Annotated in this window: 19 protein-coding genes and 1 tRNA gene; 19 read left to right on the top strand and 1 reads right to left on the bottom strand. The window is 66.0% G+C overall.

Annotated elements, in window-relative coordinates:
• Window positions 1–2: 2 nt before the first annotated feature.
• From VGN62_RS09690 to VGN62_RS09630, 13 genes are all read left to right on the top strand, one after another.
• Window positions 3–407 (top strand): CopG family transcriptional regulator, encoded by a 405-nt coding sequence (locus VGN62_RS09690; protein WP_327453183.1) that lies wholly within the window; start codon window positions 3–5, stop codon window positions 405–407.
• 32 nt (window positions 408–439) lie between these two features.
• Window positions 440–1,381, top strand: coding sequence for a P-type conjugative transfer ATPase TrbB (gene trbB, locus VGN62_RS09685; RefSeq protein WP_414713273.1), 942 nt, complete (start codon window positions 440–442; stop codon window positions 1,379–1,381).
• A gap of 2 nt (window positions 1,382–1,383) precedes the next feature.
• A complete protein-coding gene (locus VGN62_RS09680) occupies window positions 1,384–1,752 on the top strand; it encodes a TrbC/VirB2 family protein (protein ID WP_414713270.1) in 369 nt (122 codons plus the stop codon).
• A complete protein-coding gene (locus tag VGN62_RS09675; protein ID WP_327453177.1) occupies window positions 1,749–2,018 on the top strand; it encodes a VirB3 family type IV secretion system protein in 270 nt (89 codons plus the stop codon). Before VGN62_RS09680 ends, VGN62_RS09675 begins: the two co-directional genes overlap by 4 nt.
• Window positions 2,012–4,462 (top strand): conjugal transfer protein TrbE, encoded by a 2,451-nt coding sequence (trbE, locus tag VGN62_RS09670; RefSeq protein WP_327453175.1) that lies wholly within the window; start codon window positions 2,012–2,014, stop codon window positions 4,460–4,462. Before VGN62_RS09675 ends, trbE begins: the two co-directional genes overlap by 7 nt.
• Window positions 4,459–5,172, top strand: coding sequence for a P-type conjugative transfer protein TrbJ (gene trbJ, locus VGN62_RS09665; RefSeq protein WP_327453172.1), 714 nt, complete (start codon window positions 4,459–4,461; stop codon window positions 5,170–5,172). The genes trbE and trbJ overlap by 4 nt, the downstream gene beginning before the upstream one ends.
• A gap of 158 nt (window positions 5,173–5,330) precedes the next feature.
• Window positions 5,331–6,647, top strand: coding sequence for a P-type conjugative transfer protein TrbL (gene trbL, locus VGN62_RS09660; protein WP_327453170.1), 1,317 nt, complete (start codon window positions 5,331–5,333; stop codon window positions 6,645–6,647).
• Between the two features lie 3 nt (window positions 6,648–6,650).
• The gene (gene trbF / locus VGN62_RS09655; RefSeq protein WP_327453168.1) at window positions 6,651–7,475 is read left to right on the top strand and encodes a conjugal transfer protein TrbF; all 825 of its coding nucleotides are present in this window, start codon (window positions 6,651–6,653) and stop codon (window positions 7,473–7,475) included.
• Complete coding sequence (trbG, locus tag VGN62_RS09650; RefSeq protein ID WP_327453166.1) at window positions 7,472–8,293, top strand: P-type conjugative transfer protein TrbG; 822 nt, start codon at window positions 7,472–7,474, stop codon at window positions 8,291–8,293. The genes trbF and trbG overlap by 4 nt, the downstream gene beginning before the upstream one ends.
• Entirely contained in the window at window positions 8,290–9,522 is a 1,233-nt protein-coding gene (locus VGN62_RS09645; protein ID WP_327453164.1) for a TrbI/VirB10 family protein, read from the top strand. The genes trbG and VGN62_RS09645 overlap by 4 nt, the downstream gene beginning before the upstream one ends.
• A gap of 1 nt (window position 9,523) precedes the next feature.
• Window positions 9,524–9,745, top strand: a complete 222-nt coding sequence (locus tag VGN62_RS09640; protein WP_327453161.1) for a DUF2274 domain-containing protein — start codon at window positions 9,524–9,526, stop codon at window positions 9,743–9,745.
• Window positions 9,746–10,171: 426 nt separating this feature from the next.
• Window positions 10,172–11,068: a DNA-processing protein DprA gene (locus VGN62_RS09635; RefSeq protein ID WP_327453159.1), complete on the top strand. Its 897-nt coding sequence runs from the start codon at window positions 10,172–10,174 to the stop codon at window positions 11,066–11,068.
• The gene (locus VGN62_RS09630; RefSeq protein ID WP_327453157.1) at window positions 11,043–11,696 is read left to right on the top strand and encodes a hypothetical protein; all 654 of its coding nucleotides are present in this window, start codon (window positions 11,043–11,045) and stop codon (window positions 11,694–11,696) included. Before VGN62_RS09635 ends, VGN62_RS09630 begins: the two co-directional genes overlap by 26 nt.
• Before the next feature lie 329 nt (window positions 11,697–12,025).
• On the opposite strand, the gene VGN62_RS09625 is transcribed toward VGN62_RS09630, so the two are convergent.
• Window positions 12,026–12,112, bottom strand: a tRNA-Leu gene (locus VGN62_RS09625).
• A 315-nt stretch (window positions 12,113–12,427) separates the two neighbouring features.
• On the opposite strand from VGN62_RS09625, the gene VGN62_RS09620 reads away from it, so the two are divergent.
• The 6 genes from VGN62_RS09620 (at window position 12,428) to gspF (ending at window position 22,748) form a co-directional block, all read left to right on the top strand.
• On the top strand, window positions 12,428–14,002 hold the full coding sequence (locus tag VGN62_RS09620; RefSeq protein WP_327453155.1) for a hypothetical protein: 1,575 nt from the start codon (window positions 12,428–12,430) through the stop codon (window positions 14,000–14,002).
• A gap of 81 nt (window positions 14,003–14,083) precedes the next feature.
• Window positions 14,084–16,786 carry a TonB-dependent receptor domain-containing protein gene (locus VGN62_RS09615; RefSeq protein ID WP_327453153.1) on the top strand — a complete coding sequence of 901 codons (2,703 nt, stop codon included), beginning with the start codon at window positions 14,084–14,086 and terminating at the stop codon, window positions 16,784–16,786.
• Between the two features lie 163 nt (window positions 16,787–16,949).
• Window positions 16,950–17,831: a type II secretion system protein N gene (locus VGN62_RS09610; protein WP_327453151.1), complete on the top strand. Its 882-nt coding sequence runs from the start codon at window positions 16,950–16,952 to the stop codon at window positions 17,829–17,831.
• 6 nt (window positions 17,832–17,837) lie between these two features.
• Window positions 17,838–20,051 carry a type II secretion system secretin GspD gene (gene gspD, locus VGN62_RS09605; protein ID WP_327453149.1) on the top strand — a complete coding sequence of 738 codons (2,214 nt, stop codon included), beginning with the start codon at window positions 17,838–17,840 and terminating at the stop codon, window positions 20,049–20,051.
• Window positions 20,048–21,541, top strand: a complete 1,494-nt coding sequence (gene gspE, locus VGN62_RS09600) for a type II secretion system ATPase GspE (RefSeq protein WP_327453147.1) — start codon at window positions 20,048–20,050, stop codon at window positions 21,539–21,541. The genes gspD and gspE overlap by 4 nt, the downstream gene beginning before the upstream one ends.
• Window positions 21,534–22,748: a type II secretion system inner membrane protein GspF gene (gene gspF / locus VGN62_RS09595; protein ID WP_327453145.1), complete on the top strand. Its 1,215-nt coding sequence runs from the start codon at window positions 21,534–21,536 to the stop codon at window positions 22,746–22,748. The genes gspE and gspF overlap by 8 nt, the downstream gene beginning before the upstream one ends.
• Window positions 22,749–22,779: the final 31 nt, after the last annotated feature.

The raw sequence follows: 22,779 nt of genomic DNA, 5'->3' as shown, positions 1-22,779 counted from the left end.
CCATGAAGTATCGGCAGAACCTCTACATCGACCGCGATGTCAGCGAGGCGCTCGATGCGCTCGCTGCCCGGCCCGGTGCGACCAAGAGCGGTATCGTCAACGACGCGCTTCGCAGCTTTCTCGCGCGCCGCGCGGCGAAGGAGATCGACGATCTCGTCAAGGGCCGGCTCGACCGGATCAGCCGCGAGATCGCGAAGGCGCGGCGCGACATCGATGTGCTCCTCGAGAGTCTTTCCCTGTTCGTTCAATATCAGCTGATGGTGACCGCGCCGCTGCCCGAGGCGGACAGCGCGGCGCGGGCGGTCGGACGCGAGCGCTTCAATGCTTTCGTGGCACAGGTCGGACGGCAGATCGCCGGCGGACGGCGGTCGATCGGCGCCGAGGGCGACGCGGAGACTGGGTCGTGACCGGAGGGGCTTCGTTCGAGCGCCGGCGCGCAATGCTCTGCACCGCGATGGGACCGACGATCGCAGCCGCGCTCGCCGATCCGGTCACGCAGGAGATCATGGTCAATCCCGACGGCGTCCTGCGCATCGACCGGCTTGGCGAAGGGCGCGTCGAGACCGGGGCGCATTACGACGCCGCGCAGGTCGAGCGGATCATCAGGCTGGTCGCGAGTCATGCGCGCACCGAGGTGCATGCCGCTTCGCCCATCGTCTCGGCCGAACTGCCGCCGCACGGGCAGGGGGCCGGCGAGCGGTTCGAGGGTATCCTCCCGCCGGTCAGCCTCGCGCCCTGCTTCTCGATCCGAAAGCCCGCGGCGCGTATATATACTTTGCTCGACTATGTTGGCGACGGTGTCATGGCCGGGGGCACCGCGGCAATGCTCTCCTATGCGGTCGCCGAGCGGCAGAATATTCTGGTCGTCGGCGGCACGAGCTCGGGCAAGACCACCCTTGCCAATGCGCTGCTCGCGGAAATGGCCGATATCGACGAGCGCGTCATCCTCATCGAGGACACGCGCGAACTCCAGTGCGCGGCACGCGACGTCGTCGCGTTGCGCACGCGGCCGGGCAGCGTCTCGATGGCCGACCTCGTCCGCTCGACGCTTCGCCTCCGCCCCGACCGCATCGTCGTCGGCGAGGTTCGCGGCGCCGAGGCGCTCGACATGCTGAAGGCGTGGAACACCGGCCATCCCGGCGGGATCGCGACGGTGCATGCCAACAGCGCGCTGTCGGCGCTCTACCGCATCGAGAGCCTTGTCCAGGAAGGCGTCGTCAGCGTCCCGCGCCGGCTCATCGCGGAGGCGATCGACATCATCGTCTTCATCTCGGGACGGGGACTCGCGCGCCGCGTCTCGGGCGCGGCGCGCGTCGCCGGCCTCGATGCCGACGGCGCTTACGCCCTCATCGATTTGATTCCCCCAGCATCAGGAGAATGACCATGGAGATACGCGCTCTTGCTCCCTCGCTTCCAAAGGCCCGCGCCCGTGCGCCCGAGCTTCTGCGGCTGGCCGCGGTTAGCATTCAACTCGGCCTTGTGCTCGGGCTCTCGGGCGCGGCGCACGCCGCGGGCTCGGGCATGCCGTGGGAAGAGCCGCTGCAGCAGGTGCTCGAATCGGTGCAGGGACCGGTCGCCAAGATCGTCGCGGTGATCATCATCATCACCACGGGGCTCACGCTCGCTTTCGGCGAGACCGCGGGCGGCTTCCGGCGGCTCATTCAGATCGTCTTCGGCCTGTCGATCGCCTTTGCCGCCTCGAGCTTCTTCCTCTCCTTCTTCAGCTTCGGTGGCGGAGCGCTCCTCGCATGACCGTCGGGCGTTCGATCGAGGGCTATGAGGCCCCGCTGCACCGGGCACTCGCCGAGCCGATCCTCCTCGGCGGCGCACCGCGCGCCATCGCGATCGTCAACGGAACGGTCGCGGCGGCGCTCGGCCTTGGCCTCCAGCAATGGGTCGCCGGCATAGCGCTCTGGGCGCTTGGTCACACGATCGCCGTGATGGCGGCGAAGCGCGATCCCGATTTTGCGGCGGTGCTCGTGCGGCACCTCCGTCAGCGGGGGCATCTGTCATGCTGAACCTCGCCGAATATCGCCGCAAGAGCGATCGGCTTGCCGATCACCTGCCATGGGCCGCGCTCGTCGCGCCCGGCGTCGTCCTCAACAAGGATGGCAGCTTCAGCCGCGTGCTGGCGTTCCGCGGTCCCGACCTCGAGAGCGCGACCGACGCCGAACTTGTCGCAGTCGCCGCGCGCGCGAACAATGTGCTGAAACGCTTCGGCTCGGGGTGGGCCGTCCATGCCGAGGCCGAGCGGCGCGAGGCGCTCGGCTATCCGGTGAGCGACTTCCCCGATCCCGCCTCGCGGCTCGTCGACGAAGAGCGCCGCGCCGGCTTCGAGAATGCGGGCGCGCATTTCGAGAGCTTCAACTGGCTGACTTTGACTTTCCTTCCGTCCGCCGACCAGGTCGACGCGGCGACGCGCGCGCTGGTCGAGCGAAGCGGCGACACGAAGGGCCGGGACTGGCGCCAGGCACTTGCCGCCTTCGTCGCCGAGACCGATCGGGTGCTCGACCTCTTGGCCGGGTTCATGCCCGAGGTGCGGGCGCTCGGCGACGCCGAAACCTTGACCTATCTGCACGGGACGATCTCGGCGAAGCGTCATGCCGTCGCGGTGCCCGAGACGCCGATGTATCTCGACGGGCTGCTCGCCGACACGCCGCTCACCGGCGGACTCGAGCCGATGCTCGGCGACCTCCATCTGCGCAGCGTCACGGTGATGGGTTTCCCGGGATCGAGCCGCCCCGGCATGCTCGACGCGCTCAATCACGAGGGCTTCGGCTATCGCTGGGTCACGCGCTTCATCGCGCTCGACAAGACCGAGGCGACGAAGGCGCTGACGCGGCTGCGCCGCCAATGGTTCAACAAGCGCAAGTCGATCACCGCGCTGCTCCGCGAGGTCATGTACAATCAGCCCGCGCAGCTTCTCGACAGCGATGCCGACAACAAGATGCTCGACGCCGATCTCGCGCTGCAGGCGCTGGGCGGCGACCATGTCGCCTTCGGCCATCTGACCACGACGATCATCGTCGCCGACGCGGATCGCGCGCGTGCCGACGAGAAGTTGCGCAGCGTGGAGCGTATCGTGAACGGCCTCGGCTTCACGACGATCCGCGAGACCGTCAATGCCGTCGAGGCCTGGATCGGGTCGCTGCCGGGGCAGGTCTATGCCAATGTTCGCCAGCCGCTCGTCCACACGCTCAATCTCGCTCATTTGATGCCGCTCTCGTCGGTCTGGGCAGGGCCGCCGCGCAACAATCATCTCGGCGGCCCGCCGCTGCTCATCGCCGAGACCAGCGGCACCACGCCGTTCCGCCTGTCGACGCATGTGGGCGATGTCGGCCATATGATGATCGTCGGGCCGACGGGCGCGGGCAAGTCGGTCCTGCTCGCGCTGCTTGCGCTCCAGTTCCGCCGCTACGCAGGCGCGCAGGTCTTCATCTTCGACAAGGGCTATTCGGCGCGCGCGGCCGTTCTCGCCTGCGGCGGCGCGCATCATGCGCTCGGCCTCGGCGCCGACGACGGCGAAGGCAAGACCGTCGCTTTCCAGCCGCTCGCGTCGATCGACCGCGCCGACGAGCGCGCCTGGGCCGCCGAATGGATCGCCGCGCTGCTCGCGCACGAAGCGGTGCCAACGACACCCGACATCAAGGAGGCGGTCTGGTCGGCGCTCACGAGCCTCGCGTCGGCGCCGCGCGCGGAACGGACGCTCACCGGCCTGTCGCTGCTCCTGCAGTCGACCAGGCTCAGGACCGCGCTTGCACCCTACACGCTCGAGGGACCCTATGGGCAGTTGCTCGACGCTGCCGAGGACGACCTCGCGTTCGCGGACATCCAGTGTTTCGAGACCGAGGCGCTGATGGGGCAGCCGGGCGCGGCGTCGCCGGTGCTGACCTATTTGTTTCATCGACTCGAAGAGCGCTTCGACGGGCGGCCGACCTTGCTCATTCTCGACGAGGCCTGGGTGTTCCTCGATCACCCGCTGTTCGCGGCGCGCATCCGCGAATGGCTGAAGGTCCTCCGCAAGAAGAATGTCAGCGTCATTTTCGCGACGCAGAGTCTCGCCGACATCGCCGAAAGCAAGGTGGCGCCCGCGATCATCGAAAGCTGCCCGCAGCGTATATTGCTTCCCAACGACCGTGCGGTCGAACCGCAGAGCGAGGCGGCCTATGCGCGCTTCGGGCTCAACGCCCGGCAGATCGAACTGATCGCGCGCGCCGCGCCGAAGCGCCAATATTATCTCCAGTCGGCGCGTGGCAACCGGCTGTTCGAGCTCGGGCTCGGGCCCATCGCGCTCGCGCTGTGCGGCGCCTCCGACCCCGATAGCCAGAAGCGCATCACGCGCATTCTCGCCGAGCACGGCCGCGCGGATTTTGCGGCGCGCTTCCTCGCGGAGGCCGGGCTCGGATGGGCAGCCAGCCTCCTCGCCAGTTTCGAAATTCCCCCTGAAGGAGAAGTAGAGTGAAAAAGCTTATGATGACGCTCGTGCTCGCCGCCACCACCGCGACGCTCACCACATCGGCCGCGCACGCGGTACCGGTCTTCGACAGCGCCAACTACTCGCAGAATTTGCTGACGGCGGCGCGGACGCTCCAGCAGATCAACCAGCAGATCCAGTCGCTGCAGAATGAAGCGCAGATGCTGGTGAATCAACAGAAGCAGCTGTCGAAGATCGACTTTCCGCAAATGGCGGCGCTGCAGCAGCGGCTGCAGGAAATCGACCGGCTGATGGGGCAGGCACAGGGCATCGACTTTCGAGTCGATCGCCTCGACGAGCAGTTCCGCCAGGCCTTTCCGACCGGCTTCGACCATCTCGCGACGCGCGACACCCGCGTCGCCGCGGCGAGGCAGCGCCTCGACCGCGAGATGGCGGCCTTCCGCCAGGCGATGATGGTGCAGAGCGGCATCGCCGAAAATGTTCGCGGCGACGCCGAGGCGCTGAAGGCGATCGTGGGCAAAAGCCAGGGCGCCGAGGGCGGGCTGCAGGCGCAGCAGGCGACCAACCAGCTCCTCGCGCTCGCGGCCAAGCAGCAGTTTCAGATCCAGCAGCTGATGGCGGCGCAGTTCCGTGCGAGCGCGCTCGAACAGGCGCGCCGCGCGCAGAGCGAGCGCGAAGGGCGCGAACGGACGGACCGCTTCCTCGGCGACGGCAAGGCGTGGACGCCGCCCCGCTGATCCGCGTCTGACGACAAGGGGCAGGACGGGCCGCACCCGCTCAATGAGCCCGAAAGCTGCCCCGTCGCGGGGGCTGCCGCACCGCCGTTGGTTCAGGGTTCGCCATCGAGCCTGGCTGCCGGCCTCCGCGACAAACATCCGGATGAGGAAACCGACCGATGGACGATCTGAATATCATCGACCAGTTCATGGCTGCCTTTATCGCCTATATCGACAGCGGCTTCGGGCTGCTGGGCGGCGATGTCGGTTTCCTCACCACCATCCTCATCGGCATCGATATCACGCTCGCGGGCCTGTTCTGGGCGCTCGGCGGCGAGGACGATGTCGTCGCCAAATTCCTGAAGAAGATTCTTTACGTCGGCGTGTTCGCGCTGATCCTGAACAGTTTCCAGAGTCTCTCCGAAATCATCTTCCGGTCGTTCGCCGGGCTTGGCCTGGTGGCGGGCGGCAGCGCGATCGGCGCCGAGGACCTGCTCATGCCGGGACGGCTCGCCGGGACAGGCTTCGACGCGGCCTGGCCGCTCCTCCGGCAGGCCAAGGAGCTCGTCGGTCCGATCGCCTTTTTCGACAATTTCATCGAAATCGCGGTGCTCGTGATCGCGTGGGTCATCGTTATCGGCGCCTTCTTCATCCTCGCGATCCAGCTCTTCATCACCATTCTCGAGTTCAAGCTCACCAGCCTCGCCGGCTTCGTGCTCGTTCCCTTCGCGCTGTGGAACCGGACGAGCTTCCTCGCCGAACGCGTGCTCGGCAACGTCGTGAGCTCGGGCGTCAAGGTCATGGTCCTCGCCGTGATTGTCGGCATCGGTTCCAATTATTTTGCGCAGTTTACCGGCGCGCTGGCCGGCGAGGACGTAACGATCGAGCAGGCGGTGTCGCTGATGCTTGCGAGCCTCGCGCTCTTCGGTCTCGCTATCTTCGGGCCGGCGATTGCCTCGGGACTGGTCGCGGGCGCGCCGCAGCTTGGGGCGGGTTCGGTGGTCGCAACCTCCGCGCTTGCCGCGGGCGGTCTTGCCATGGGCGGGGCGGGCGCGCTCGCCGCGGCGCGCGGGCTTGGGGGCGCGGGTCTTGCTGCAATCCGCGCCGGAACCTCGATGGGGAGCGCCGCCTCCACTGCCTACAAGCTCGGCCAGGAAACCTCGGGCGCCTCGACGATCGGCGCCGGTATCGGCGGCATGACGACGGCCGCGAGAGGCGCCGCCGCCAATCGGCTTCGTTCGATCGCGGGGCTGGGCGACGCTGCCGAACGCGGACGCGACGCCGCTTGGAACGCCGGCACCACCGGCGGCGCCGGTGCCGCGCACGCTTCTACCGCGCCGTCCCCGGCCGAGGCGCAGGGCGCGCCGCCCGCCTGGGCTGCACGTCTCCAGAGCCAGCAAACCGCGCGCCTTCGGCGCCAGACCGCGATCCATACGATCAAGGAAGGCGATCGCGGCGGCGCATCCGCCACCCCCGACATCAAGGAAAGGGATTGAACCATGCGATTCAAACGAGCCGTTCAGCGCTACGGGCAGACGCCCGAACCCGACACACCCTATCAGCGAGCGGGTCAGCTCTGGGATGTCCGGATCGGCGACGCACGGGTGCAGGCGAAGAACTGGCGCCTCATGGCGTTCGGCGGTCTGTCTCTGACCGTCGGACTGGCCTCGGCGCTCGTCTGGCAGTCGCTTCAGAGCCGCATTGTGCCCTATGTCGTCGAGGTCGACCGGCTGGGGCAGGCGCAAGCCGTCGCGAGGGCGGACGCGGAGTATCGGCCGACCGATCCGCAGATAGCCTGGCATCTCGGCCGCTTCATCACGCACATCCGCGCGCGGTCGCTCGATGCCGTGCTGATGCGCGACAACTGGCTCGCGGCCTATGATTTCGCAACCGCCCGCGGCGCCCTGTTCCTCGGGGAATATGCGCGCGCAGCCGACCCCTTCGCGGAGATCGGCCGGCACACGGTGTCGGTGCAGGTGACGAGCATCGTGCGGGCGTCGGACGATAGTTTCCGGGTCAACTGGACCGAACAGGCGTTCGAGCGCGGCAGCCTGTCTGCAACATCGCGCTGGACCGCGGTCCTGACGATCAAGGTCCGGCCCCCGCGCTCCGCCGACGCACTGCGAAAGAATCCGCTCGGCCTCTACGTCGATGCCATCGACTGGAGCCGCGAACTCGAAACCCCGGCATTGCCCCGCATCGAGGCTGCGGCGCCGGCGGAGTCACCGGCCGCCGGACCTATGCCGCGGAATGTCCCGCAAGGCTCGCCGCTCGGGCCGGCCGCCGGAGCCGCGCCCTCCCAGACCGAAGGAATGACGATATGATCCGGACCCTCATCCTGCCCGCCGCACTGTTCGCGCTGGCAGCCCCGGCCATCGCGCAGTCGCCGTCTGCGGTTGCAGCGGCCAACAAGGCCGCACTGCACGAACCCGCGGCAAGCGGCTTCTTGCATGCCGTGCAGGTCTATCCCTTTGCAGACGGCGCGCTCTACCGTCTCTACACCATGCCAGGCCGGATCAGCGACATCGCGCTCCAGCCCGGTGAGACGCTGACGTCGGTCGCCGCCGGCGACACGGTGCGCTGGACCGTCGGCGATACGACGAGCGGGAGCGGCGAAGGCCGGCGAACGCATATCCTGGTGAAGCCATTCTCCCCCGGACTGTCGACGAACCTCGTCATCACCACCGACCGCCGCGTGTACCGAATCCAGCTCGCGAGCCGGGCGTCGGCTGCCATGCCGGCGATCAGCTGGACCTATCCCGCCGACGAGCTGCTCGCATGGCAGCGCCAGAGCGCCGCGGCGGAGGCGGCGCGGCCGGTTTCGGCGGCTGTCGAGATCGAGCGGTTGAACTTCGAATACCGCATCAGCGGCGACCGCACCGCCTGGCGGCCCGTCCGCGTCTTCGATGACGGCCGGCAAAGCTGGATCGAGTTCCCGCCGACGATCGCTACCGACGAGGCGCCGCCGCTGTTCGTCGTCGGCGAGAAGGGCAAGGCGGAACTCGTCAATTACCGCATGGCGGGACGTTATTACATCGTTGATCGGTTGTTCACTTCCGCGGAGCTTCGCCTCGGCGGCAAGAAGCAGAAGATCGTCCGCATCATGCGTCTCGGCGGGTCGGGGCAGGGAGGTGGACAATGAACGACGCCCCGACCGCCCCCGCTCCGATGCCAGCCGCCCCGATCCCGGCGGCCAACCCGACGCCGAAGGTCGACCCCGAGACGCTGGTCTTGCGCGCGAAGCCACCGCGCGCGACGCGGTTTCGCAAGGGCGTCATCGTCGCCGCGAGCGGCTTCGGAGCCACAATGATTTGCGGCGCGGCATGGCTTGCCCTCATGCCAGTCAACAGGGGGGCGGCAAACGCCGGCGAAGAGCGTGCGCCAATCGATGCGCCGAAACTGCCCGACGCGCTGGCGAATGCGCCGACCGGCTATGGCGATGCGCCGCCGCTCGGGCCAAAACTCCCCGGCGACCTTGGCAGGCCGATTTTGAACCATCAGCGCGACCTCGAAATGGCGGAAGCCGGAACCGGAACCGGGAGTGACGCCGAGGCCCGGGCTGCGGAGCGGGCCGAGGCGGAGCGTCAGCGTATTGCGGCAGAGGACCGCGCAGCGCGCGAGTCCGAGATCATGCTGCGGCGCTCCGGTGTTCAGGCGGCAGGGGCACCTTTAACCGGCGTTGCCGCGCCGGCGGCGTCGGAGGGTGGAGATGGTCGGGAAAGGGCGGCCGCGAAGCCCGGCCCGGCCTTTCGCGACGAGGGTGGAAGCGAGACGAGCCCCCATCGTCTGGTCGAACCCGTCTCGCCCTGGACGGTGCAGGCGGGGAGCATCATCTCGGCGAGCCTGATCACGGGACTCAATTCTGACCTACCGGGCCTGGTGACAGCGCAAATCACCACGAATGTGCACGACAGCGTCACGGGACGAGCCGTGCTTATCCCGCAGGGGTCTAAGCTCGTCGGGAGCTATGACAATGTCGTGGCCTTCGGTCAGAGCAGGGCTCTGGTCGTCTGGCAGCGGATCATATTGCCCGACGGCTCATCGATCCGGCTCGATAATACGCCGGCAAGCGACACCGAGGGTTATGCCGGCCTCGCCGACCGGATTGACCGTCATACGTGGCAGCTTCTGAAGGGCGTCGTCCTTTCCACGCTGCTCGGGGTCGGGACCGAACTCGGTTTCGGGAGCGCAGAGAGCGACCTCGTTCGCGCGCTACGCGAGTCGTCGCAGCAGAATGCTGCGCGCGCCGGAGATCAGATCGTTGCACGCAACCTCGGTATCCAGCCGACACTCAAGGTGCGCCCGGGCTGGCCGCTTCGTATCGTGGTCCATCAGGATATTGTGTTGAAGCCTTGGCTTGAAGGGAAGTGAGATGGCCGATCTCAAACTGGCCCGTCTGCCGGACCGAACCCCGATTAAGGTCGCAATCGCGATCCTTCCAGAACTGCACGAACGTCTTGCTGCCTATGCGGCGGCCTATGCCGCCGCTTACGGCGTCGAAGAGCCGGTCGTCGAACTCATTCCGGCGATGTTATCGGCCTTCCTCGACAGCGACCGCGCCTTCTTGCGTTCGAAGAAGGAACTGGGCCGGTGACCGTGAAGCCGTCCGCTTCGTTCGGCTATCGGTGACGGGGGCATCGCAAAAAATTGGAAGACGACAAGCTCTGGACGCCACGCGAACTTGCGCGCTTCATCGGCTATTCGGAATCGACGATTTGCCGAATGGTGTCGCAATGTCCGGACCGACTACCGCCACGGGTCAAATCATTGCCGCGGCCGCGATGGGTCCCGGACATCGTCCGCGAATGGGCGATTGAACATAGTTTCGCTATCTCGGCTCGGCGCGGACGTCCCCGTGCGGTGTGAACAGCGTCGAGCCGATCAGCGGTCGTGCACAGGCGCATTGGCAATGTTCTTATTATGTTCTATATTCCAGAAGGAATGAATTATGCCTTCAGGAATATTGACGGCTGACGTCTCGAAGGTTTGCGATTATGCCCCGACGGGGCAGGAGGTTCCTATGGCAAGTTTGCCGCTCTCGCGGGGGTCGGAGATTTTCGACGATGCGATCGACGCTGCGCTCGAACTCGGCGCCTACGAACGCCTCTGGATGCAAGCCGGCGCGAGTTTCAAGACCCTCGCGTCGCGTTTCGCAAAGGATCCCGGCGCAAGGCCGTCGGATTTCGTCGACCGCGGCGAGGCGCAGGAAGCCGCCGCCAAGGCGATAGAGCACCTGCGCAGTCGCCTCCACGGCAACTTCAATATCCGGCTCCACGGCGAGCTCGAATATCCCGATCGTCTTCGCGAGGCGACCCACCCGGTCGAACTCCTTTATTATCAGGGCCACTGGGATCTCGTTCACACGCGTTCGGTAGCCGTCGTCGGGACCCGCGATCCGTCGGCGGACGGGCGAGCTCGTGCGCGCAAGATAGTCCGGTCGCTGGTCGAGGACGGATTTACGATCGTCTCCGGGATGGCACGCGGTATCGACACGGTGGCGCATCGGACCGCGATCGAGGCGGACGGGCGGACGATCGCTGTGCTCGGCACGCCGCTCTCGTCGCATTATCCGGCGGAGAATGCCGAGCTTCAAGATTTTATCGCACGCGAGCATCTGGTCGTCAGCCAAGTGCCGATCGAGCGCTACGCCGCTCAGAATCCGACGACCAACCGCTTCTTTTTTCCCGAGCGGAACAAGACCATGTCGGCGCTGACCGAGGCGACAGTGATTGTCGAGGCCGGCGAAACATCCGGGACGCTGGTTCAAGCCCGCGAGGCGCTTAAGCAGGGCCGCAAGCTCTTCATCCTGAACAGCGCGTTCGAGGATAGCCGTCTGACCTGGCCCGCCCGGTTTGAGGAACAAGGCGCTATTCGCGTGCGGGACTATGCCGATGTCCGACAGCGACTGGTCGGTTAAGCCGCGCCTCATCGGCGATATTGAACGCGGCGATCATGCCCATCTCGAGGCCGACGACCGCTGCCTCTATTTTGGTGAATATACGTCGCGCGCCGGCTTCGAGCATGGCGAGACAAACAATCTAATCTCAAACCTGCAAAAGCCGGTCACTCGCCAGGGCAAGCCGGACTACCTGTATAAGGAAGTGGCCATCCGGAGAATTGCCGCCGCGATCCGGACGGCATCGGGCAAGGCTGCCCGCGGCGAAGTCATTCTAGTCCCTGCACCACCATCAAAACCTCGCGACCATGCTGAATATGATGATCGCATGGAAAAGATTGCTCGTGCCGTATCGAACGAGGCCAATGTCCGCTGCCTGCTCGAGACGGTCGCGCCGAGAGAGCAGGCCAAGCGCGCCGACCATCGTCCCTCGATCGATGAACTGGTCCAATCCATGCGCGTCGTGACCGACTTGCTGCCGAAGGATCCTGGCGGCATCATTTTGCTGGATGACGTGATTACGAATGGCACGACGTTCAAGGCCGCGCAGCGTCTGCTCAGGCCGCACTTTCCCGGCGTGAAGATGGTCGGGCTATTCGTCGCGAGACGCGTCCTGCCCGCCATCGCTTGGGGCGACGAAGACTCTTAGCAGTGCCAGACAGTCACTTTGAAGCGGACAGCCACAGCCGGCAGCGGATACCGAGCCGTCGCACTTCAGTTTACGACTAGCGCACTTTCGCTCCGATTCAGCAAGAGTCGTGCACCAAGTCCAAGGCAAGTCGCTGTCGCCAAAATGGCGGGGCGAAACCGTGCCCGCCCTATTCATGCGGCCCGCGCAGACGATGCGCGCAATAATGGCGAAGACGAATTTCGTCGAATGGCGGGATTTTTCGTCCGATATTTGGCACAGCTAAGCAGAAAACGCCTGCACCAAAGTGTGCCAAAGGCCAAAAATTATCCAATGAAATCAATGGATAATGGTGCGGTCGAGAAGACTCGAACTTCCACGGCCTTTCGGCCACAACGACCTCAACGTTGCGCGTCTACCAGTTCCGCCACGACCGCACATCATGATGGTCCGGACGGGCCGGCACCAGGTAGGAGCGGGCGCCTAGCAAAGCTTTCCGGGCGATGCAAGCGAGCTTCGTCCGATTTATTTTCATTGGCGCAAACAAGCGGGCCAGCCGGCGCCGCCGATGTCATCGAACCGACTCGAAAGCGTCACTCAATTGTCATGGCTCTGGCGTCAGACCGTCATCGAATCACCCTAGTGGCGGCGTCACCGGGGGCGAGTCAGCTATCTCATCTCGTTCGCGGCATGTTTTTCATCAGGGGCGCCGCTCGACGATCTGGGGGCGCACACCGGGAACGGAGATTTTCATGGCGGCTTTCGCACGCATTCGTTTGGTCATGCTCAGCGGCGTGGCCTGTTCCATCCTTGCGGCGTGCGGTGCCGACGGCGTCGCGTCGCCGGGCGAAGGCGTGATCGTTATCCCGACGCCGACCCCCACCCCGACGCCGACCCCCACCCCGACGCCGACGCCGCCGGCGACCGTGACCCCGGCCGCGAACTGCCCGACCATCACCGGTCCCGATCAACTGGCCAATCTCGGCACGATTTCGGACACCAGCGGTAACGAATGGCGCAACTGCGGTTTCCCGACGCGCTTCACCGCGACGACCGCGATTCCGAAAGTGGCAGGCGTCATCTATTCGCTCCCCGGCCGCGTCGACGTCGGCACCGATCAGGGTGCGGCGAGCACGAACAATGTCGTCACGCTGACGATCGATCCGGGCGTCACCATCTTTGGCGCGACGGGCGTGTCCTTCCTCACCGTCAACCGCGGCAATCGGATCGACGCCGTCGGCACCCCGACCCAGCCGATCGTCTTCACCGGCCGCGGCAACGTCGTCGGCTCCGCCGGTGACCAGACTTCGCAGCTGTGGGGTGGTGTTGTTCTGCTCGGCCGCGCACCGGTCACCGATTGCGACGCGCCCGCCGCGACGCCGGGCACGGTGGCGTGCGAACGCGATACCGAAGGCACCTCGGGCGCGAAATATGGCGGCGCCCAGCCTGCCGACAATTCGGGCCGCATGTCCTATGTCCAAATCCGCTACTCGGGCTTCATCCTCAGCGCCGACAAGGAACTGCAGGGGCTGACGCCGTCGGGCGTCGGTTCGGGCACGCAGCTCGACCATATCCAGATCCACAACAGCTCGGACGACGGCATCGAAGTGTTCGGCGGCCGCGTGAACATGAAGCATCTGGTCATCACCGGGGCCGAAGACGACAGCCTCGACACCGACGTGGGTTATCAGGGCAACATCCAGTATGTCATCGGCGTACAGCGTGCGGACGGTCTGGTCGGCGACTCGATGATGGAAATCGACTCGAACGGCAACGAAGACACCAGCCCGCGCCAGCGTGTCGCGATTTCGAACTTCACTTATATCCATCGGAACAATGCGGCGGGCAACGGTGTGTCGATCCTCGTCCGCGGCGGTGCCGACTATACGTTCGCCAACGGCTTGATCGTGGCTCCGGGCTTCCGCTGCCTCGGCCTTAACAGCGCGACGACGACGCAGGCGGCGAACCCCGCGCTCGACGAAGCCGGCCCGCCGGTCTTCCAGTCGGTGTCGATGCAGTGCAATGCCTCGCCGTTCCGCGGCACCAGCGGCGTCACCGACGCCCAGGTCCAGGCGATCTTCGAAGGCGGCACGAACAACCGTTCGAACTATGTGCCGTCGCTCACCAGCCTGTTCATCAATGGTGCGACCGAAACCGGCTTCACGCCCTTCAATGCGAAGACGCTGAACGCCTTCTTCGACACCACCGCCTATGTCGGCGCCGTCCGCGATGCCAACGACACCTGGTACCAGGGTTGGACCTGCAACTCGACGACCGCCAACTTCGGCACGTCGAGCAAGAGCTGCAGCGCCATTCCGACGACCTGATCGCTCGCGATCCAATGGGGAGCGGGCACGCCGACCGGGCTGGCCCGCTCCCTTCCTGCATATAATTGGGGACTTTCCATCATGACCAAGCGGCCGTTTTTCGCCAGCCTGCTCCTCCTAAGCTCCGCGCTCGTTGCGCCCGCCGCGCTCGCGCAGGACGCCGGTGCCGAGCCCGCCGCCGATGCGCCGCCCGTCACCGCCGAGGCGCCGGCTAGCGACGCCGCGCCGGCGGATGAAGAGGCCGATGTTTCGATCCCGGGCGGCGCCGATCAGGAAATCGTCGTCACCGGCCGCTTCACCCCCAACGTCGTTCGCGCGACGCCCGAAGTCGTCTCGGTCCTGTCATCGGCCGACATCGCGCGCACCGGCGAAGGCGACATCTCGGGCTCGCTGCAGCGCGTCACCGGCCTCTCGGTCGTCGGTGGTGGTTTCGTCTATGTCCGCGGCCTTGGTGACCGTTATTCGCTCGCGTTGCTCAACGGTTCGCCGCTGCCGAGCCCCGAGCCGCTGAAGCGCGTCGTTCCGCTCGACATTTTTCCCTCGAACGTCATCGATTCGACCCTAGTCCAGAAGAGCTATTCGGCGAATTTTCCCGGCGAATTCGGCGGCGGCGTGATCAATCTCACGACCAAGGCGATCCCGCGCGAGCCGTTCCTGACGCTTAGCGGGGGCATCGGATGGGACAGCGAAACGACGAATGAACTTGGCTACACCTATTATGGCAGCGACACCGACTGGACGGGCTTCGACGACGGGACGCGCGATGTGCCGCCGTTGCTGAAGGCCGCGTTCGCGAGCGGCAAGCCGATTCTGGAAGGGGCCGACTTTACGAAGGACGACCTCAAGGCGATCCAGATGGAACTCGTGAACGCCGAAACGACGCTGCTGCAACAGAATAACCACATCCCGGTCAACTGGTCGGCCGGCATCACCGGCGGCACGACGATCCCCTTCGCGAACGGCGAACTCGGTATCATCGCGACCGCGGGGATCAGCAACAAGTGGCGCACCCGTGACACGCTGCAGCAGACCTCGGTCGAGCAAGATCTGTCGGGCGACCCGCAGACCAGCTACAACCGCGTCGTGACCGACAATCGCGTCGTGGTGAACGGCCTGCTCGGTTTCGGTCTCGAAATCGGCGAGCACAAGCTGCGCTGGACCAACCTCTATATCCGCGACACGTTGAAGCAGGCGCGCCTCGCGGTCGGCACCGACGCGAACCAGGTCGGCCGCGATATCATGAAGCAGGACACCGCCTGGTACGAACGGCAGCTGATCAACACGCAGTTCGTGGGCGAATTCCATTTCGACCGGCTGAAGCTCGACCTGCGCGGCGCCTATGCCAATTCGCAGCGCGAAGCGCCCTATGAGCGCGGTTTTACTTACGTCCGCACCAACCTGCCGACAACGCAGGATCCCACCGGCGACAAGTTCGTCAACGACCTTGGCGGAAACCGCGGCGACGCGACAATCGCCTTCTCGGACCTCAACGAGGATCTGTGGTCGGGCGGCGTCGACCTGTCGTACGAGCTCGCCTCGCGCATCACGGCGACGGTCGGTTATGCTTATAGCGATACGAAGCGTACTTCGGTTCGCCGTGCGTTTCAGTTCCGCGCATCGGGCCTGCCCGTTGCGGTGACGCAGCTGCGTCCCGACTATCTGCTCTCCGACGCGACGATCCAGCTCTATGATATCGGCCTGATCGAAACCTCGGCGCAGGACGGCACCGCGGCGTTCGACGCGGGCCTGACCACCCACGCCGGCTATGCACAGGTGCAGGCCGAGCTGATGTCGGGAATCAATATCAACGCCGGCGTCCGTTACGAGAAAGGCAAGCAGACCGTCGTTCCGGTCGACCTGTTCGGAACGGGCGGCAGCTCGATCGTCTCGACGAACCTCGACAATGATTACTGGCTGCCCGCGGTGACGCTGACCTGGGAAGTCGCACCCGATATGCAGGTGCGCTTCAACGGGTCGAAGACGATCGCGCGTCCGCAGTTCCGCGAACTGGTGGCGCAAATCTACCAAGATCCGGAATCGAACCGCCTGTTCCGCGGCAACCCGTCGCTCAGCGACAGCGAATTGTGGAATGCCGAACTGCGGTACGAATGGTATTTTGCCAAGGACCAGCGTTTCACCGCCGCCGGTTTCTACAAATCGATCGACAAGCCGATCGAGGCCTATACCTCGATCTCGGATTCATCGATCAACACCAGCTATGCCAACGCGCCGAAGGCGACGCTCTATGGTGTCGAACTGGAAGCGCAGAAATATTTCGCGCTCGACACGCTGTCGGACTCGCCCTTCTGGGCCAGCCGCCGCCTCGTGCTGATCGGCAATTACACCTTCACCAAGTCGGACATCAAAGTCGGTGCGGGCGACACCACCGTCATCAACGGGGTGGTGCAGGACGCGAGCAATTATTTCTTCGATGGTTCGCCGCTCACGGGGCAGTCGGACCATCTGGTCAACGTCCAGATCGGACTGGAAGATCAGGACAAGCTGTCGCAGCAGACCCTGCTCATCACCTACGCCAGCCCGCGCGTGACCAGCCGCGGCCCGTCGGGACAGCCCGACCTGCTCGAAAAACCGGGCATCCAGCTCGATTTCGTCGCGCGTCAGGGGCTGACCCTGCTCAACAAGGAAATCGAGCTGAAGTTCGAGGCACGCAACCTGACCGGACGCAAATATCAGGAAGTCCAGACGTCGGGCGACAACAAGATCTATTTCAACCGCTACAAGCTGGGCCGCACCTTCTCGCTCAGCGCATCGCTCAAATTCTGAAACCTATATCCTCCCCGCTGCGGCGGGGAGGATCGTTTCGGGCCGTCGCTGCGGACTCGCCCGGCCGTCAAAAAACTGTAATCTTCCGGTCAACTGATTGTCACCGTTCGCCCCTAGGCGATTCGCGAGACCGATTTTTCAGTTGGGGGACAGGGAAGACTTCATGGCGACGCTGATGTCCGGATCGGCCGTTCGGCTGCCGCGTGCGCTGCCCTCCTGGCTGCGCGCCGGGCGCCGGCACCCACGCGAAATATGGCCGACGCTGCTCGTCGGCCTGCTCGGTGCGCTGCTGGTCTGGCAATGCGTCCGCCTGCTTTGGGTATTGCTCACGCCGCTGTCGCCGCTCGGCGCATGGCAGCCGCAGGCGGCGGTGATCGCTTCGCCCGCCGAGCGGCGCGCGCTCTTCTCCAGCCTCGATCCCTTTTTCCGCAGCAATGCACAGGGCCCCGCTTCGGCGACCGTCACTTCGGCTGGCCTGACCCTCTTCGGCATCAACCTCAACGAGGCGACGGGCGGTGGCTCGGCGATCATCGCGGGCGAGGACGGGATACAGAATAGCTATGCGGTCGGCGACGAGATCGCGCCCGGGCTGAAGCTCGCCGGGGTCGCCTTCGACCATGTGCTGCTTGACCGCGGAGGCGCGCGCGAAAGCCTGTTCCTCGACCAGAGCGGCGCGGCGCCCGTCGCCAATCCTGCGGCGCCGCTTCCCGCGCCGACCCCCGAAATCGGGTCGGCTCAGGCTGGCGCAAGCGCGAGCGGCGAAATGACCCCCGCCGCGATCAAGGCGGGCGTCGGCTTCGCGCCGCGGACCGAGAACGGCCGCGTCACCGGCATCGTCGTCCAGCCGCAAGGCGACGGCGCAGCCTTCCGCGCGGCGGGACTGCGCCCCGGCGATGTCATCCGCTCGGTCGGCGGTCGCGCGATCGGATCGGCGAGCGACGCCGCTGCGCTCGCCAATCAACTTACGCCGGGCGCGCGCATCGCGCTTGAGGTCGAGCGCGGCGCCAGCGTCGTTCCCGTCGCCATTTTCCTTTCGAAGCAATAGAGACCCATGCGCCTGAAACTTTCCCTGATGCTTGCCGCGGCGCTGGTTTCGGCCACGCCGGCCGTGACCTACGCCCAATATACGCTCAACGTCCGCGACGCCGATATCCGCGCCTTCATCCAGGACGCGGCGCGGATTACCGGGCGCACCTTTGTCATCGACGGCCGCGTGAACGGCAAGGTGTCGGTCGTCACCGACCGGCCACTGTCGCGCAGCGAATATTTCGAGATTTTCCTCGCGACCCTGCGCTCGAACGGGCTGGTCGCGGTTCCCGGACCGAACGGCAGCTATCGCGTCCAGCCGATCGACGGCGCGGCGGCACAGCCGGGCCGCATCGGCAGCGGCGGCGCGGCGCAGAACCAGTTCGTCACCGAAATCATCCGCCTCAAGCACATCGACGCGGTCGCGGCGGTCGAAACGCTGCGCCCGCTTGTCAGCGCGCAGGGTTCGCTCACCGCGAACCGCAACGCCAACAGCCTCGTCGTCGCCGACTTTGCCGACAATATCCGCCGCATTCGCGCGCTTGCGTCGAGTATCGACCGCGACAGCTCGACCAGCCAGATCGTCACATTGAAGAATGCCGGCGCGCGCGAGATCGCCGCCGCGCTCACCGCGCTTGTCCCTGCGGCGGGCGAAGGCGCCCGCGCGCCGCTCGCGATCGTGCCTATCGACAGCAGCAACGCGATTGCGCTGCGCGGCGACCAGGCGCTCGTCGCGCGCTTCGTGTCGATGGCGCACGACCTCGACGCCAAGGCGGCGGGCGGCACCGAACTGCGCGTCTACTGGCTCGAACATGCGAACGCCGAAACCTTGCTCCCGACGCTGCAACAACTGATCGGCGGGGGCAGCGACCCGGCACAGAAGGCGGGCCTGCCGCCCGCATCGACCTCATCATCCTCGTCCTCCAGCGGCGGCAGCGCGCCTATGGCGGCGGCCGCCGCGCCAGCCGCGACATCGGTGGGCGGCGGCGGAAGCGGCAGCATCTCGACCCGCGGTCCCGCGATCGTCACCCGCTACGAAGGCGCCAACGCGATCATCGTCGCGGCGAACAGCGAAGTGCAGCGGATGCTCGGCGAACTGATCCGCCAGCTCGACAGCCGGCGCCAGCAGGTGCTCGTCGAGGCGATCGTCGTCGAGATAGGCGACGATGCGGCGAAACGCCTCGGCGTCCAATTCCTGCTCGGCGGCAAGAATATCCCGTTCGTCGCGACCAGCTACAGCAACGCGCAGCCCAATATCCTGACACTCGGCGGCGCCTATGCCGCGAACCGGCTGTCGCAGGAGACGACGACGGTCAACGGCAACACGACGGTCACCCAGACGAACAGCTCGCTCGGCAACAGCCTGCAGGAAGCGGCCGCGGCGTCGCTCCTCACCGCGACGGGCGGTTTTGCGGGCTTCGCGGGCGACATCGGCAAGAACACGATCTTCGGCGCGATCATCAACGCGGTGAAATCGGACACGACCTCGAACCTGCTCGCGACCCCGCATATCGTTACGCTCGACAATCAGGCCGCGAAATTCCTCGTCGGGCAGGATGTCCCGATCACCACGGGCGAAAAGCTGGGTGATAATTTCGAAAATGCCTTCCGCACCGTCCAGCGCGAAGAAGTCGGGATCAAGCTGGAAGTGACCCCGCAGGTCAATGGCGCGGGCGAAGTGAAGATGTTCCTGCGGCAGGAGGTGTCGAGCGTCGCGGGACCCGTCTCGTCGCGCAACAGCGACCTCATTCTCAACAAGCGCGCGTTCGAGACGGTGCTGACGGTCGACGATGGCGAGATCCTCGCGATCGGCGGGCTGCTCAACGACGACGAGCGCAAGACGATCGAACGCATCCCGCTCCTCAGCGACATTCCGTTGCTCGGCGAATTGTTCAAATCGCGCAGCCGCACGCGCTCGAAGACCAATCTGATGGTCTTCATCCGCCCGACGATCCTGCGCAATCGCGAAGACAATGCCGCGCTGACCGCGCGCCGCTACGGCTATGTCCGCGACTTCCAGCTCCAGCGCAATCCGGGCGAAGAGCCCGCGATCGACACGCTAGTGCGCGACTATCTGGGCGCCGTGCCGCCGGTGCCGAGCGCTGCGACTGCCACCGATGTCACCGTCGGTCCGGTCAACCTGCCCGAACTGCGCGGTCCCGACGGCAGCGTCATTTCGACCGAAGTCCCGCCCTCGATTTCACAGGCGCCCGCTCCTCCCGCCGGAGATTATCCGTGACCGACATCGAACCGGCGGCGCCTCCCCCGGCGCCGGTTGATATTCCTTACGGCTTTGCCCGCGCGCATGGCGTCGTCATCGCGCCCGGCGAAAACGGCGTCTGGCTCGCGACCTTGCGCGAAGGCAGCGACCCCGCGGTGCTGATCGAGGTCAAGCGCTACCTCGCGCAGCCGCTGCGCGTCGCAACCGCCGACGCCGCCGATTTCGACCGGTTGCTGTCGGACCATTATGCTGTCGACAGTTCGGCTGCCGCGATGGCGGGCTCGCTCGACGGCAGCGACATCGACTTCAGCCTGCCGAGCGCCGAGGACCTGCTCGACAGCGCCGACGACGCGCCCGCGATCCGCCTGATCAACGCGATCATCGCCGAAGCGGTGCGGCAGGGCGTCAGCGATATTCATATCGAACCTTATGAAAGCGGCCTCGTCGTGCGGATGCGCACCGACGGCGTGCTGCGCGAACATCTGCGGATGCCGCCGCATGTCGCCCCCGTCGTCGTCAGCCGTATCAAGGTGATGGCGCGCCTCGACATCGCCGAGCGCCGCGTGCCGCAGGACGGCCGCATCGGACTGACGCTGGCGGGCAAGGCGGTCGACGTGCGCGTTTCGACATTGCCCAGCCGCGCGGGCGAACGCGTCGTCATGCGTATCCTCGACAAGGATGCCGCTGGGATCGACTTCGACGTTCTCGGCCTGTCGGGTGCCGCCGACCAGATCCTGCGCGAGGCGCTCGCCGAACCCAATGGCATCATCCTCGTCACCGGCCCGACCGGGTCGGGCAAGACGACGACGCTTTACGCCGCGCTCAAGCAGCTCAACGACGGCCAGCGCAATATCCTGACCGTCGAGGATCCGGTCGAATATGCCGTCGAGGGCGTCGGCCAGACGCAGGTGAACAGCAAGGTCGGGCTCGACTTCGCCGCGGGCCTCCGCGCGATCCTACGCCAGGATCCCGACGTTGTGATGGTCGGCGAAATCCGCGACCGCGAAACCGCCGATATCGCGGTGCAGGCGTCGCTGACGGGCCACCTCGTCCTCTCGACTGTCCACACCAACGACGCGGTGGGCGCGATCACGCGTCTCAAGGATTTGAAGGTCGAACCCTTCCTGCTCGCCTCGACGCTTCGTGCGGTGCTCGCGCAGCGGCTCGTGCGCAAGCTATGCGACCATTGCCGCGAGCCGGTGCAGGCCGATAACAGCGTTGCTGCGATGCTGGGGCTCGACATCGGCACTGTCATTTGGCGGCCGAAGGGCTGCGAACAGTGCGGCCACAGCGGGTTCCGCGGGCGCATCGGCGTGTTCGAGGCGATCAAGGTCGACGAGACCGTGCGCCGCTATATCTACAATGGCGGTGACGAGGCGATGATCGCGAAACACGCCTTCCTGAAATCGCCGACGCTGGCGTCCGCTGCGCGTGCGATGGTTGCGAAGGGGCTGACGACCGCCGAGGAGGCGATCCGCATCGCGCGGCGCGAGGATGTCGATGCCTGATTATCGCTATGTGGCGATCGACAGCCAGGGCCGCGAGCGCAAGGGGCGGCTCACCGCCGCGAACGACGATGCCGCGCGCGCCGACCTGATCCGCCGCAAATTCCATATCGTCGCGGTCGAGGCGGCGGGGGCGAAGCCCGCCGGCCGCTCGCTGTTCGCATTTCGCCGCAACAGATTGTCGAGCAAGGACCTTGCGCTTTTCACGCGCCAGTTCGCGACGCTCGCGGAGGTCGCGCCGCTCGAAGAGGCGCTGCGCACGCTGACGCGCCAGAGCGAGGCCGAAAATGCCCGCGCCGTCATTGGCGACGTCCACGCCGGGCTGCTCGAAGGCCGCCGCCTTGCCGACGCGATGGCGCGCCAGCCGGCGAGCTTCCCGCCGCTCTATCGCGCGATGGTCGCCGCGGGCGAAACCACGGGCAGCCTGACGGTGATCCTCGCACGCCTCGCCGACCTGCTCGAACGGCAGGCGGAGGTGCGCGGCAAGCTGATCGCTGCGCTCGCCTATCCGATCGTACTTGCGATCGTCGCAATCGGCGTCGTCGCCGCGCTGATGATCTTCGTCGTCCCGCGCGTCGTCGAACAATTCACCGACACCGGCCAGCAGCTGCCGTTCCTGACCCGCGCGGTGATTGCAATTTCCAGCTTCGCCGCGAACTGGTGGTGGTTGATCGCGCTGCTGATCGCAGCCGCGAGCTTCGGCTGGGTGAGCGCGATGCGGCGCCCCGCGTTCAAGGCGCGCGTCGACGCACGGCTGCTGCGCTTGCCGCTCCTTGGCCGCCTGCTCCGCGATCTTTATGCCGCGCGTTTTGCGCGGACCCTGTCGACGATGGTGTCGAGCCGCCTGCCGCTCGTCGAGGGGCTGCGCCTGACGCTTCCGACGATCCGCAACGCGGCGCTTGCGGGCGCGACCGCGACGATCGTCGATCAGGTGCGCGCGGGCGGCAGCTTGTCCGCGGCCCTCCGCGACGCCGGGGTCTTTCCGCCGCTTCTCGTCTATATGACCGCGAGCGGCGAAAGCGCCGGGCGGCTCGAGCAGATGCTCGAGCGCGCCGCCGATTATCTCGAACGCGAATTCGACCGCTTTACGGCCGCGTCGATGGCGCTTCTCGAACCTGTCATAATTGTCGTTATGGGGTCGTGCGTAGCCCTGATTATCCTCGCCATCCTGCTTCCGATCCTTCAGTTGCAGAACCTAGCCGGACTATGAAAATGTCGCTGATGCAGCTATTCTTTCGCTT

It is taken from the genome of Sphingopyxis sp. (assembly GCF_035998905.1).
GTDB lineage: Bacteria > Pseudomonadota > Alphaproteobacteria > Sphingomonadales > Sphingomonadaceae > Sphingopyxis.
The sequence above is the reverse complement of the archived record's forward strand: the minus strand, read 5'-3'. Positions and strand labels throughout refer to the sequence as shown.